A 13330-nucleotide genomic window follows, 5' to 3' on the forward strand; every position below is an offset into this window, starting at 1 on the left:
GCTTGTGGGGCAATTATTGAACCCCGTCGATGTAAACAAAAAGCCGCCACAGACCGTAAGACCTGTGGCGGCTTCGCCTCAATTAATAGTTGAGTAAATACCTGAGTCTATCCCTCGATACGGCTCAAGAACTCACGCGTGCGCTGCTCGCGCGGATGGTCGATAACCTGCTCGGCAGATCCCTCCTCGACAATGCGACCGCCGTCCATAAAGACCACGCGGTCGGCAACATCGCGCGCAAATTGCATCGCGTGGGTCACGATTACCATCGTCATATTCTGCGCCGCCAGGTCCTTAATGACACGCAGCACCTCGGCCGTCAGCTCGGGATCGAGTGCCGAGGTCGGCTCGTCAAAGAATAAGATTTCCGGATCGAGCGCCAGGGCGCGGGCAATACTCACGCGCTGCTGCTGACCGCCCGAAAGCTCACACGGCACCTTGTTCTCGTTGCCCGTAAGCCCCATCTGCGCGATCAACTCACGCGCACGCGCCTCCGCCTGCTCGCGCGGGCGCTTAAGCACGCGGATCGGCGCGTCGATGATGTTTTTCATCACCGTATAGTGCGGGAACAGATTGTAGTTCTGGAACACCAGACCAAACCGCGAGCGCGCCTGTTTGGGCACGTCGCCTTTCGCATAGACCGCACCCGGCCCCGCGTCCGTCGCAACGGCAAGGTCGCCAAACGAGAGAGAGCCTCCGTCGAGTGTCTCGAGCAGCGTGGCACACCGCAGCAGCGTGGACTTGCCGCCACCCGAAGGCCCGATAATCGCCACGACCTCGCCACGCTTCACCTCAAGCGAGATATCCTTGAGCACCTCATTGCCGCCAAACGCCTTACGAGCGCTTTCGATTTTCATCACTGAGTTAGTCATGATAATAGTCCAGCTTCTTTTCGGCGGCGCCCAGCAGCATCTCGACCACAAAGTTAAAGACCCAGTAAATCAGCGCCGCGATCGCAAACGGCACCATACTCACTTGCGAGGCAACCAGCGCCTTGGCCGTCGAGAACATCTCCCCCACGCCGATGGCAAACGCCAGCGATGTGTCCTTGACCAGCGTGATGATCTCGTTGCCCATCGCCGGCAAAATGCGTTTGGCAACTTGCGGCATCACGATGTATAAAAATGTCTGCAGACGCGAGTAGCCCAGCACCTCGGCGGCCTCATATTGACCACGCGGAATCGACTGCAGGCCCGAGCGATAGATCTCGGCAAAGTAGCCGGCGTAGTTGATGATGAACGCCACAACGCACGCCGTCCACTTGGAATCGGGCGTGAGCGAGATGCCGAACACGTAGTACGGGGCGAAGTAGATGGCAAACATCTGTAGCATGAGCGGCGTGCCGCGCATGACCGAAATATAGATGCGCGCGATCCAGCGAAGCGGCGCAATTTTGCTCATGCGCATAAACACCACGGGAATTCCCAGCGGAATCGACCCGAGCAACGTCAGCACAAACAGCTGCAAGCTGACCAAGAATCCCTGGCCAAGCATCTGCATCATGACCTGAATAGACAACCCAAGCTCTCTTTCACAGTAACGGAACAGCGAACCCAATGCTAAAGCGGGTTTTCCAGGTGCCCGAGTTTGCCGTGAAAGAGGAGCGCCGCGTACTAAATGTACGCAAGCGACGGTTTGAACGGCAAAATCGGGTGCCTGGGAAAGCCGCTATTTGAGCACCCAGTTGTCGAAGGAAAGACCATAGCTTGAATACTTATCGCACAGGTCCTTGACCGTGCCGCCCTCGTAGAGCGCCTTGAGTGACTCGGTTATAGCATCGGCCGACTTGGTGTCGCCCTTCTTAAAGCCGACGGCGTAGTGCTCGCTGGACAGCGGCTTGTCGAGCTGCGTATAGGCATCGGGCTTGGCGGCCAGCTGATACTGAGCGATCGAGAGGTCACAGGCAACGGCATCGACCGCACCACTCTCGAGCTGCATAAACGCCGTGTTGTACTCACCGATGGTATCGAGCGTGGCAAACGTCGCGGCCAGATCCTTCTGGTCGCCCTCGAGCACATCCTGCGCAGCGGAATCAGTCTGGGTAATCACGGTCTTGCCGGCAAGATCGTCCCAGCTCTTGATACCCGCGTCCTTCTTGACCACCAACACCTGCTCGTTGAGCATATACGGCTCGGAGAACGTGTAGTCGTCCTCGCGGCCCTCCATGGTAAAGCCGTTCCAGATGCAGTTGATGGCGCCGGAGTTGAGCAGCGTGTCCTTGGCATCCCAATCGATGGCCTCGTAATCGACATCCCAGCCCTGCTTATCGGCAACGGCCTTGGCAAGGTCAAGGTCAAAGCCCGTGTACTCGCCGTCATCGCCCACAAAGCCGTACGGAGGGTAGGACTTGTCAAAGCCCACCACGAGCTTCTTGGACTCCGCGGCGCCCTTCACATCCTTGGCCGCGGCAGAACCAGCAGCGGAGCCCTTGCCAGCACCACCGCTGCAGCCGACAAGACCAAGGCCAAGCACCGTGGCGAGCGAGCCGGCTAGACCAACAAACTGACGACGAGACATATCGGTATTCATGGTATTCCCCCTCGATAGCACTTTAGTTAGGTAAAGTGAGTCATGTAACGTTCAGAATCATACACTTTAGTGAGATGGAGTACAAGGGAGGGCTTGCCCGGCGCGGGCGGGGAGCGGCGCGTAATTAAGTTTCCTGCTCTACAGTCCTGCGCAAGACGGAAAGCACGCATGGAGCACTAGGTTGGAGCACCCGGCTGGGTGGCGCCCGGCCGGGAGACAACGTGCTCGGAACCTTAAATAGCCTCCTCTCCAAACGGGCACGTTGAATGCACGGTACAATTGCTTCGGACTTTTCTTTTATTTAATAGTGGGGTTAATTCATGGCAGAATCTCGTGCGGAGCGTAAGGCTCGTCGTGCTTTGATCGAGGCGGCTGAGGGGTCGGAGGAGAAAAAATCTTCTAAGAAATCCAAGTCGTCTCAGGATGCGAAGGGTAAGTCGGCGAAGGGCAAGGTTAAGACCAAGCGTTCTGGCTCTCGTCAGGGCGGGGATAAGGCGCCTCACGTTCGTTCCAAAAGCTTGCGCAAGGATTCGGCTCAGCCTGCGCGTAAGGCCGTGGATCCCAAGTCTCCCTGTTCGATCATGAAAGCTTGTGGTGGGTGTACGGCACTCAATCGTCCTTATAAGAAGCAGTTGGCGGCCAAGCAGGCTGCTATGGAGGAGCTGTTTGCTGAGCTCTGCGAGCGCGAGGGCATTAGCGTCGACCCCATTCGCGGTATGGGAGTCACCCTGGGAGACCCGGGCAAATATCCTGCGCCGCGTGGTTTTCGTCATAAGGCTGCCACTCCGTTTGCTCCCGGCAAAGAGGGCGCTGTCCGCTGCGGCTTTTTTGAACGTGGGACACACAGAATCGTTGCTGTTCCTGAATGCCCTGTCGAGGCGCCGGGCGCTCGTCAGATTCTCAACGGCATCGCTCGCGAGGCCGAACGTCTGCATATTCCCGCCTTTAACGAAGACAAGCATCTGGGGCTGCTTCGCTATGCCGTCGTTCGCTGCGGCTGGCGCACCGACCAGATTATGGTCACCCTCGTGACCGCTCAACGCGACCTGCCGCATGCGCAGGAGTTCTTTGAAGCCGTCGCGGCGCTTGATCCGCATATCGTCACCGTCGCCCAAAACATCAACGGACGCCCCGGCAACGCCATTCTAGGCGAGGAGACCCGCATCGTGCATGGCGCTGAGTGCATGCGCGACCAGCTGCTCGGTTGCGAATTCGATATCTCCCCCACCGCGTTCTATCAGACCAATCCGCAGCAGACCGAGCTGCTCTATCAGCTCGCGATTGACGGCATGGGCCTGCAGCAGGGCGACATTCTCATGGACGCTTACTGCGGCAGCGGCACCATCGGTCTGTGTGCCGCGAAGGATGCCCAGGACAGAGGTATCGGCATTATGCTGCTCGGCGTGGAGCGCAACCCGGCGGGCATTGCCGACGCACGTCGCAATGCCGAGCTCAACGGCCTCACCCGCAGCGCTTGGTTTATGGCCGACGACGCCACCGATTACATCCTGGACGCCGCCGATAACAACGAGCGCGTTGACGTTCTCTCCATCGACCCGCCGCGCGCCGGCTCCACGCCCGAGTTTCTTGAGGCCGCCTGCGCACTTAAGCCGCGCCGTATCACCTATATCAGCTGCAATCCCGTGACCCAAGAGCGCGACCTGCACCAGCTCCTCGACGGAGGTTATCGCCTGCTCAAGATCACGCCCGTCGACATGTTCCCCCATACCGACCACACCGAAACCGTAGCGGTCCTCGAGCGCCGCTAATCCACCCCGGTAGATTTTCGGGACAAGAAAGGGGGCGGCCCGTCTGGACCGCCCCCTTCGCTTGGTTTATGAACTCCGCTACATCCCCTTGCGCAGGTCACACACGCCGGCTGCCGCCATCTCGCGCAGCAGCGTCTCGCGGTCGCGCGTCACGATCAAATCCAGCGGGAAGTGAATCTCGTCAAGCATCTTGCGCGCGTGATCGAGTTTGCCAATGGCCATGCCAATGTGGGCATCGGTCGACACGCCAATACCCACGCCCAGCTCGGCGCAGCGCTCGGCGATCTTGCGGCATACGGCCCAATGCTCAGTGTCGACACCGTGTTCAAGACTATGGTTGTTGATCTCGATAATCTTGTGCTTGGCCTTGGCCGCCAACAGCACCTCATCGATATCGAACGGCACGCCCGAGCGCCCCGTATGCCCCAGCATGAACACCTTGGGGTGATCCAGGGCATTGATGTACATCTCGGTTGTCTGGGCGAGCGTCGCGCCTTCGGCAAACTGCGGGTTATGCACGCTTGCCACCAAATAATCCAAATTACGCGTCACCAAATCGAACAGCGAATGCTGGTGACTGTACGAATCGCCGGCAATATCGAGCGAAACGGGAATGTCCTCGCCAAACAGGCCTCCATCCAGCGAAACGATATCGGCCTCGGCACCACGCAGCACCAGCACGCCGCTCCAAATGCGCGGCCAGATATCCTGGTTAATAAAGAATTGGAAACTGCGCAGGTCATTGGGACAAGGCGTAACCATCGAGCTTAAATGATCGGCGGAACCGAGCACCTGAAGGCCGCGCTCTGCCGCCCAATAGATGTTCTCCTCGATGGTTGAGTACGCATGCGCAGAGAACATCGTATGAGTATGAATATCACAAGAAAGAAGGTAGGGCATCGGGTCTCCCTGTCCAGTATGGCCGTCGCGTATATTCATTGTACGCACAGCTTTCGGCAGTCGTAAAACTGCTTCATCCCAATCACACAACGGCATAGACAACGGGGTCTGGCTTAGCACCAAACCCCGTTTCACGTAAAACATTGTAAGCAGAGCGCTTTACTTTCGACGATATTCGTCGGCCAGTTGCTTCCAGGCAGGCAACGAATTGACGATGGTCTCGTAGCTCACACAGTAGCCAAGGCGGAACCAGCCCGGCATGCCAAAACTATCCGAAGGCACCGCGAGCAGTTCGTACTTCTTCGCGCGCTCGCAGAACGCATTCGCATCGGGCTCCAGCGCCTTCACCCACAAGTAGAATGCACCATCCGGCTCAACATAGGTGTAGCCGTACTCCGCTAGTGCATCGGTAAGCGCGGTGCGGTTGCGCGCATAGGCCTCGACATCGCTCGGTTCATCAATGCAGTCGATGATTACACGCTGGAAGAGGGCCGGTGCACACACGAAGCCCAGCGTGCGGGCGGCACCGGCAACGGCGGGCATTAGACGAGCTGCCTGAGGATTCGTATTGGGAACCAGGATCCACCCGACGCGCTCGCCCGGTAGCGAAAGCGACTTGGAATACGAGTAGCACACGATGGTGTGCTCGTAGATCGAAGGCACCCAAGGCACCTCGGCGCCATAGACAATCTCGCGATACGGCTCATCAGAGATGAGCATAATCGGATTCTCGGGATCGCGCTGAGCGTTGGCCTCGCGCAGAACATTGGCCAGTCGCGTCAGCGTGTCGCGTGTATATACGGCACCGGTCGGATTGTTGGGCGAGTCGATGATGACGGCAGCCGTCTTATCGGTAATCGCCTTGAGCACGTTACTCACGCTCAGCTGGAACGTATCTTCATCGGCGAGCGCCTCAACACACGTGCAGCCGGCCTTCTCAATCCACACGCGATACTCCGGAAAGTACGGGGCGATAACAACAACCTCATCGCCCGGGTTCGTAACGGCGTTGAGCGTGCAGGTGAGCGAAGCCGCGGCACCCACCGTCATAAAGACGTCCTTGCCCTCATAGCTCGTGCCAAAGCGACGGTTGAGCGAGTCGGCGACGGCCGCTCGACATTGCGGCAGACCCGGCGCAGGCGTGTATCCATGCAGCTGGTCGCTCGGCAGCTCCAATGCCTTCTTAATGGACTCAGCAACAGCAGCGGGCGCCGGAACACTCGGGTTGCCCAGCGAAAAATCGAATACGTTCTCCGCACCGATCTGTGCCTTGCGCTCAAGGCCATGGCTAAAGATCTCACGGATGATGGAGCTTTCCGCACCGCGAGCATACATAGTTTCGTTGATCATCTGTTCCCCTTTCGCATAGGCGCTATTGTACGCTTTAGCTGAGCAAAGTGCCGCAGCAATGTTGATTGGGGACAGACTTAAATGCGTGAAAACGCTCATTTAAGTCTGTCCCCAATCAACATATCGCTTAAAAGAAAAGCCTCCACAGGTTTCCCCGCGGAGGCTTTCGCTACAAGAACTATTTGTCGGCGTCGGTGTTGCCGCCAGCGTTGACGACATGGTCATCGCCGGCATCATCGGATGTGGCTTCGGCATCCTCCTGCATGGCCGCCTGCGCAAAGGCCGCGGCATCAGCCGCCAGCTCCTCCTCGCTCATACGAGGCGCGCGCTTCTTGGTCGGCATGCCGGCCGCCTTGGCATTGCGCTCCTCCTTGGCCGCCAGGATATCGCCCTCGCGCTCAAGATAGGCGTCCCACTCGTTATCGAGCAGGGCATTCACGGCATCGCCCTCGACAGTCTCGCGCTCAAGCAGCACCTTCGCCATCAGATCGAGCTGATCGCGACGGGCATCCAAGATCTCAACAGCACGACGATGGGCCTCGCGCATGATGCGCTGAACCTCGATATCAATGCGGCGCGCCGTCTCCTCGGAGTAATCCTGATGATCGGCATAGTCGCGGCCCAGGAATACCTGATGCTGCGCCTCGCCAAAGACCTGAGTGCCCAGCTCCTCGCTCATGCCCAGGCGCGTGACCATCTCGCGCGCCATCTTGGTCGCGCGCTCCAGGTCGTTGCTCGCGCCCGACGTGATGTCATCGCACATGAGCTCCTCGGCAACGCGACCGCCCAAGAACACGGCGAGCTCGTCGAGCATCTCGTTCTTGGTCTTGAGGAAGTGATCCTCCTGCGGAAGCTGCAGTGTGTAGCCCAGGGCCTGACCGCGGCTGACGATCGAGATCTTATGAACCGGATCGGAGTGCTCCAGGATGTGGCCCACCAAAGCGTGGCCGCTCTCGTGGTAGGCAATCGTGGTGCGCTCGGCTTCGGTCATCACGCGACCCTTGCGTTGCGGTCCGGCAATCACGCGCTCCATCGACTCCTCGACCTCGTCCATCGAGATCACGGAACGATGACGGCGAGCGGCCAGCAGCGCAGACTCGTTGAGCAGGTTCGCCAAATCGGCACCAGTAAAGCCAACGGTCATCTGGGCGAGCTTCTCAAACTTCACGTCCTCGTCCATCGGCTTGTTCTCGGCATGCACGCGCAAGATCTGCTCGCGGCCCTTCACATCCGGACGGTCGACCGTAACCTGACGATCAAAACGACCGGGGCGCAGCAATGCCGGGTCCAGAATATCGAGGCGGTTGGTCGCGGCGATCAGGATGACCGACTCGCTTTCCTCAAAACCGTCCATCTCGACCAGCAGCTGGTTGAGCGTCTGCTCGCGCTCGTCGTGGCCGCCGCCCAAACCGGCCCCGCGCTGACGTCCCACGGCATCGATCTCGTCAATAAAGATGATTGACGGAGCCTGAGACTTGGCCTCCTTAAAGAGGTCACGCACACGGCTGGCGCCGACACCCACGAACATCTCGACAAAGTCGGAACCCGAGATGCTAAAGAACGGCACGCCCGCCTCGCCGGCAACGGCCTTGGCCAGCAACGTTTTACCGGTGCCCGGAGGGCCCACCAGCAACACGCCACGCGGGATCTTGGCGCCCAGCTTGCGATAGCGATCCGGATCGCTCAAAAAGTCACGGATCTCCTCGAGCTCCTCGACTGCCTCGTCCACGCCGGCAACGTCCTCGAACTTGACCTTGGGACGCGTAGCCTCGTTGGTCTTGGCATTGGTCTTGCCAAACTGCATGTTCCTATTATTGGCGCCCATCATCTGGCGCATAAAGTAGAACATGATGGCGATCAGGGCAATCGTCGGCAGCACACTCATCGCCAAGTCGCCCCAAAAATCGGGGTCGTTGGTGTTGACGATGTACTTGGTGTCGGGGTGCTCCGCCATAAGCTCGGCAAGCGAATCGGAGCCGACATAGGTCGAGGAGAAGCTCTTGAGCTCGCTCGTATCACCCTTGTCCTTTTTCGTCTTCCAGTAATGACCCGCCACGCTTCCGTCTTGAACCGTATAGGTCAAATCTTCGACGCGATCCTGCTTAATGGCACTCACCATCTCGCTCGTCGCGAGCTTAACGGTATTGCTGGAGCTGGCAAAGCCGGAGCCCATGTTAAAGAAGGCGTAGCCCAGAAGCGCGCAAGCCAAAATAAAATACAGCCAGCCCGTACGCGTGGGCTTCTTGCCTCCGGGCATCCCCGGGATCTTAGGCTCCCGGGGAGTCTGGGAATTGTTATCGTTACGGTCGTCGGGCATCTTACGAATAAACCTCCGGTTTCAAAATGCCCAGATACGGAAGGTTGCGATAGCGCTCGGCATAGTCGAGGCCGTAGCCCACCACAAAGGCATCGGGGCAATGGGTTCCAACATACTTGGGCGTGACGGCCGAGGTACGGTCCTCAACGTCCTTCCATAGGAAGGCGGCGACCTCCAGAGAAGCGGGCTTGCGGCTCTCGAGGTTCTTCATCAGGTACTTGAGGGTCAGGCCCGAGTCCAGAATGTCCTCGACGATCAGCACGTCGCGACCACGGATGTCGATATCCAGGTCCTTAATGATACGCACGATACCCGAAGACTTCACACCGTCGCCATAGCTCGAAACAGCCATGAAATCGATGTTGGTCGGCAGCTCGATCTTGCGCATCAGGTCGCCCATAAAGACCACGGCGCCGCGCAGGACCGCAATCAGTACCAGATCCTTACCCGCGTAGTCGCGAGTAATCTGCTCGCCTAGGCGAGAGACGATACCGTCGATATCCTCCTGCGTAAACAGAACCTTCTCGATATCCGGATGTTGAGAAGCCATGACAACCCTTTCTTGTGCTTAATCGCCCACACACCGCCGTATGGACGCGAACTATACATTCTAGCAGCGCACGGGGTATATTTTCCAGCCCGCGCACCATCAGCGCGGGAATACCGTCAACGCCGCACAGAAAAGCTGGTGCGAGGAGCTAATCCGCGTCAACCACGCGAAGCAGATAGGCCACGCGCGTCGCCGCCGTGCACTTAAAACGTTCGTCCGCGCGAACGCCCGCGACCCATACTACGGCACCCCCCGGAGCCGTTCTTACCACGGGTACGCCAGAGCGGTCTGAAACAGGAATGCGCGCCTCGTTCAACAGGTCTGACACTTTCTTGCTTCGGCCGTTCATCCCCAACGGGCACATCACGTCTCCCGGCACAGGGCTATCCACCCACAGGCGCGCCGATCGTGCCTCGGTGGGAATCTCCCCGCGCGAGCCGGCTAACATCCGCTCGCCATCGCAGTCGGCAAACCCCAGGGCTGCCGCGTCCACCAAGGCCGCAACCTTTCCGGCAGCAGCAAGCTCGCGGGCACGGTGCACGATATCGCACCCCGGCTCCACAGCCATCGGCTCCGCTGTCAGCATATGCCCCGCCCCCAGCGGCAGACGACCGGGAACGGAGATCCAATCGGCCACTAAACCCTCGCGCGCCGCCGGGGCCTTGAACGCCAGCATGCCAAACTCCACACGGGCATCAATTCCCGCAGGAAGCGTAACCGAGCCCGAGCCCGCAGCGACGCAGGCGAGCACGCGCTCCACGTGCCGCATCTCCGGTCGCGCGTCGGGATCGATGCGCTTAATCGCCAATCGCACGATACGCCGTGCAATCACAACCTCAGCGGCGGCAAGACGGCGCGCATCGAGCACAAGTGCGCCCGCCGCTTCCTTGCGCAGGCAGCTTCGAAACGCCTGTGCCGAAAGCTGGGAAAGAAAGGCGTCTTCGTCGCCCAGAATTTCGCAAGCGGCGCCAATCGTCTTACAGACGCTCGCGTTGCGCTGTGCCACCACCGGCATCACCCGATGGCGTACATAGTTGCGCAGGTACGAAACGTCCTCGTTGCTTTCATCTTCCCGCCATGGCTGACCGTGCACCTGCAGATAGCTCACGAGTTCATCGTGCGTGAGGTCGAGCAAGGGGCGAACCACAATGTTCCGACGGCGCGGAATGCTCGATAGACCCGCGGGACCCGACCCTTTAATGGCATTCATCAAAAATGTTTCCGCGCGGTCCGACGAAGTATGCGCGGTACAGATACGAGCCGCCGTCCGCGGTGCGCCCGATTCGGCACAAAGTTCGCGAACGTATCTCCGTGCCGCGGCATAGCGCACCTCGCGAGCCGCAGCCTCGATATTGCCCGATTCGTCATCAAAATAGGCATGCTCAACACACAGCGGCAAACCGTATTGTGCGCACAGGTCACGTACAAAGGCCTCGTCGCCATCGGATGCCTCCCCGCGCAGATGATGGTTTACATGCAGCACGTGCAATCGCTCGCGCGCAATGGGAGCGACGCCGCGCCCGTCCTGGATATCCAGCTTTGATGTGCAAGCCATAAGGAGCAGCGCCGTCGAGTCCGCGCCGCCTGATACCATAAGCACTACGGGGGCAGCGGCCTGCCGCGTTGCCAGGGCGCTCTTATCCGTCCTCGGCGCGGCATGATGTCCATAGCGCTGAGATACCGTTGGCATTCGCTTCCTCCTCTATTCGTCCGCACTCATTGTATCCTTTGGAATCTTATGTCTTGCCTGCACCTTCATATCCTCGGCAGCGGCTCAAAAGGCAACTGCGCACTCGTCGAGGGACCTCAGGGGCTCATCATGATCGACAACGGCCTGTCCCGCCGCGAGACACTTAAACGCATGGCGGAGCTTGGTCTCTCGGCAGACGACGTCGCCGCTCTTGTAATCACCCATGAGCATGGTGACCATATCAAGGGGCTCGATGTATGGTGCAAGCACTGGCATGGTCCCCTCTTTGCCAGCAGGGACACCCTTTCATGCAAAGAAAACCTCGCGCGCCTGCCCGTAGAGGAATTTGACCCCGGCGACACGCTCCCCATTGCCGGCATCCACGTGCAAACCTACTCAACATCGCACGATGTCATCAATCCTGTCGGCTATCGATTTAATGCTCTCGATGATTCCATTGGGTTTGCCACCGACACCGGAGAGTTATCGAGCAAGGCCATAGGCATCCTCAAAGACTGTCGAGTTCTCGCGCTCGAAAGTAACCACGATGTAACTATGTTGCGCGAAGGAGCGTACCCCCGCTTTCTTCAGGAGCGCATCCTGTCCACAAAGGGGCACCTCTCCAACAACCAGGCCGCCGAAGCCGCGCGCGAACTTGTTACCGATCGCACCGAACAACTCATCGCCATGCACATCAGCCAGGACAATAATCGTCCAAGCCTTACCGTCAAAAGCTATGCCAACGCGCTTGATGCAAGTCTCGATGATGAACTCGGCAGTTCTGCCACCCGTCTTCAAGGGCCACGGAAGCTCTCGATACGCCCTGCAAGCCAGTATCAACCGACAACCATTCAATAGCCCCTCAAGACAACAAAGGGGGGCTGGGAATCACTTCCCAGCCCCCCTTAACTCATACTCTCGATTGAAGCAGAGCCATCGTTAGTCGATGGAGATCTTCGTAACGTTCTTCTTCTCGACAATCTTGGGAACCGTAACGGTCAGGATGCCGTCAGCATACTTAGCCGAAAGGCCCTCGCTCGAAGCGTCCTTCAGATACACGCCGCGCGTCGCGCTGTACGAGCTAAACTCCTTCTGCAGGAAGTTCTTGCCCTCGTTCTCCTCGTCTTCCTCGACATTCACGCTAATGGACAAACGGCCCTCGTTAAGCTCGACATCGATATCGTCCTTGGCGACGCCGGTCAGATAAGCCTTGACCTCATAGCCATCGCCCTTATCCTCAACATCAACAGGGAACGCCTTAGAGGCAATCGAGCTGTTCGCCAGATCACTCATATCATCAAACAGATCGAACAGCGAGCTAGCAGAGGGACGAACGCCAAAAACCGAACGATAAGGAACCATGCTTGCCATGTTTACCACTCCTTTATAGGACTGCCGAGTCATCTTCTAGGTGACTGGGACTTCTTTTGACGCTCATATATATGCCCAACCGCTTCTTATATATACATCGACTATAAAGTTTTTTGAGTCTATTGATATAAGCATATCTTAGTCTGGTTGACTAAGATTTTGTCTAATAAACGGAATTTGAACGAAGGCTTAAATAATGTATGCAATCCCATCAAAACTAGACGGCTGGCTTACAATGGGCGCATACACGATATTGATGACGAACTAAGGGCATCATGGACGATCAAAAACAGGACAACGCGTTTATGCCGGAGCAGGACGAAGTATCCAGCCCGCAACCGATTCGATTCCATCGCCCCCACATCTCGCAAGAGCCCATCAATGACCCAGAGCCCGAATATGTGACAAGAAACCGTTATCAAACACTCGAAGATGCGCAAACGGGACGCAAGCATATGGGTGTGGCCTCGGGTGACCCTGTGTATCTGAAAGACGCACCATTATCTAAAAACAGCGCAAATAGGAATGAGCCGATGAAAGCATCCGTCGCTCATCGACAAAGAGGGCCTCGACCCAAGCAAACCTTGACGCACTCGGCTCGCTATCTCGAAACGCCAAAACAGGGAAAATCAATCTTCGTTTCGTCAAGTAAACGACGCAAGCAGCATCGACTGACAATCCTGCTAATGATCATTGTGGCCATAGCAGTTGCCCTCGTTATTCGATTTATTTTCTTTAAATAAAAGCTCAATACCAAAAACGATAAGATCGTCTGGTGTAATTGAGTCATTTACGCCCCGCAAACACAAAAAAGGGGGAGGCCGCGAGGCCTCCCCCTTCTTCAAGTCATCAGA

General features: G+C 57.9%; 12 protein-coding genes. 3 read left to right on the forward strand and 9 right to left on the reverse strand.

Features of this window, described 5'->3' with window-relative positions:
• Positions 1-107 precede the first annotated feature (107 nt).
• From DXD24_RS05030 to DXD24_RS05040, 3 genes are all read right to left on the reverse strand, one after another.
• Complete coding sequence (locus DXD24_RS05030; RefSeq protein ID WP_117646326.1) at positions 108-872, reverse strand: amino acid ABC transporter ATP-binding protein; 765 nt, start codon at positions 870-872, stop codon at positions 108-110.
• A complete protein-coding gene (locus DXD24_RS05035) occupies positions 865-1518 on the reverse strand; it encodes an amino acid ABC transporter permease (RefSeq protein WP_233502331.1) in 654 nt (217 codons plus the stop codon). The genes DXD24_RS05030 and DXD24_RS05035 overlap by 8 nt, the downstream gene beginning before the upstream one ends.
• A gap of 150 nt (positions 1519-1668) precedes the next feature.
• Entirely contained in the window at positions 1669-2529 is an 861-nt protein-coding gene (locus DXD24_RS05040) for a transporter substrate-binding domain-containing protein (RefSeq protein ID WP_117646328.1), read from the reverse strand.
• Between the two features lie 320 nt (positions 2530-2849).
• Between DXD24_RS05040 and rlmD the strand changes: the two genes are divergently transcribed.
• Positions 2850-4298: a 23S rRNA (uracil(1939)-C(5))-methyltransferase RlmD gene (rlmD, locus tag DXD24_RS05045; protein WP_117646329.1), complete on the forward strand. Its 1449-nt coding sequence runs from the start codon at positions 2850-2852 to the stop codon at positions 4296-4298.
• Between the two features lie 78 nt (positions 4299-4376).
• Here rlmD and DXD24_RS05050 read toward each other — a convergent pair whose 3' ends face one another.
• The 5 genes from DXD24_RS05050 to tilS form a co-directional block, all read right to left on the reverse strand.
• Positions 4377-5198, reverse strand: coding sequence for a phosphatase (locus DXD24_RS05050; protein WP_117646330.1), 822 nt, complete (start codon positions 5196-5198; stop codon positions 4377-4379).
• A gap of 159 nt (positions 5199-5357) precedes the next feature.
• Entirely contained in the window at positions 5358-6548 is a 1191-nt protein-coding gene (locus tag DXD24_RS05055; protein WP_117646331.1) for a pyridoxal phosphate-dependent aminotransferase, read from the reverse strand.
• Between the two features lie 178 nt (positions 6549-6726).
• Positions 6727-8805 (reverse strand): ATP-dependent zinc metalloprotease FtsH, encoded by a 2079-nt coding sequence (gene ftsH / locus DXD24_RS05060; protein WP_304999839.1) that lies wholly within the window; start codon positions 8803-8805, stop codon positions 6727-6729.
• 61 nt (positions 8806-8866) lie between these two features.
• Positions 8867-9415 carry a hypoxanthine phosphoribosyltransferase gene (gene hpt / locus DXD24_RS05065; protein WP_055251779.1) on the reverse strand — a complete coding sequence of 183 codons (549 nt, stop codon included), beginning with the start codon at positions 9413-9415 and terminating at the stop codon, positions 8867-8869.
• 148 nt (positions 9416-9563) lie between these two features.
• Positions 9564-11105 (reverse strand): tRNA lysidine(34) synthetase TilS, encoded by a 1542-nt coding sequence (gene tilS / locus DXD24_RS05070; RefSeq protein ID WP_199407982.1) that lies wholly within the window; start codon positions 11103-11105, stop codon positions 9564-9566.
• A gap of 48 nt (positions 11106-11153) precedes the next feature.
• Here tilS and DXD24_RS05075 point away from each other — a divergent pair, with 48 nt between their 5' ends.
• Positions 11154-11963, forward strand: coding sequence for an MBL fold metallo-hydrolase (locus tag DXD24_RS05075; RefSeq protein ID WP_117646333.1), 810 nt, complete (start codon positions 11154-11156; stop codon positions 11961-11963).
• 81 nt (positions 11964-12044) lie between these two features.
• Here DXD24_RS05075 and DXD24_RS05080 read toward each other — a convergent pair whose 3' ends face one another.
• Positions 12045-12476 (reverse strand): Hsp20/alpha crystallin family protein, encoded by a 432-nt coding sequence (locus DXD24_RS05080; RefSeq protein WP_035138719.1) that lies wholly within the window; start codon positions 12474-12476, stop codon positions 12045-12047.
• 275 nt (positions 12477-12751) lie between these two features.
• Between DXD24_RS05080 and DXD24_RS10015 the strand changes: the two genes are divergently transcribed.
• Positions 12752-13219, forward strand: a complete 468-nt coding sequence (locus DXD24_RS10015; RefSeq protein WP_147326350.1) for a hypothetical protein — start codon at positions 12752-12754, stop codon at positions 13217-13219.
• The last annotated feature ends 111 nt before the right edge of the window (positions 13220-13330 follow it).

The organism is Collinsella sp. TF12-2AT, assembly GCF_003436735.1.
In the GTDB taxonomy this organism is placed as follows: domain Bacteria; phylum Actinomycetota; class Coriobacteriia; order Coriobacteriales; family Coriobacteriaceae; genus Collinsella.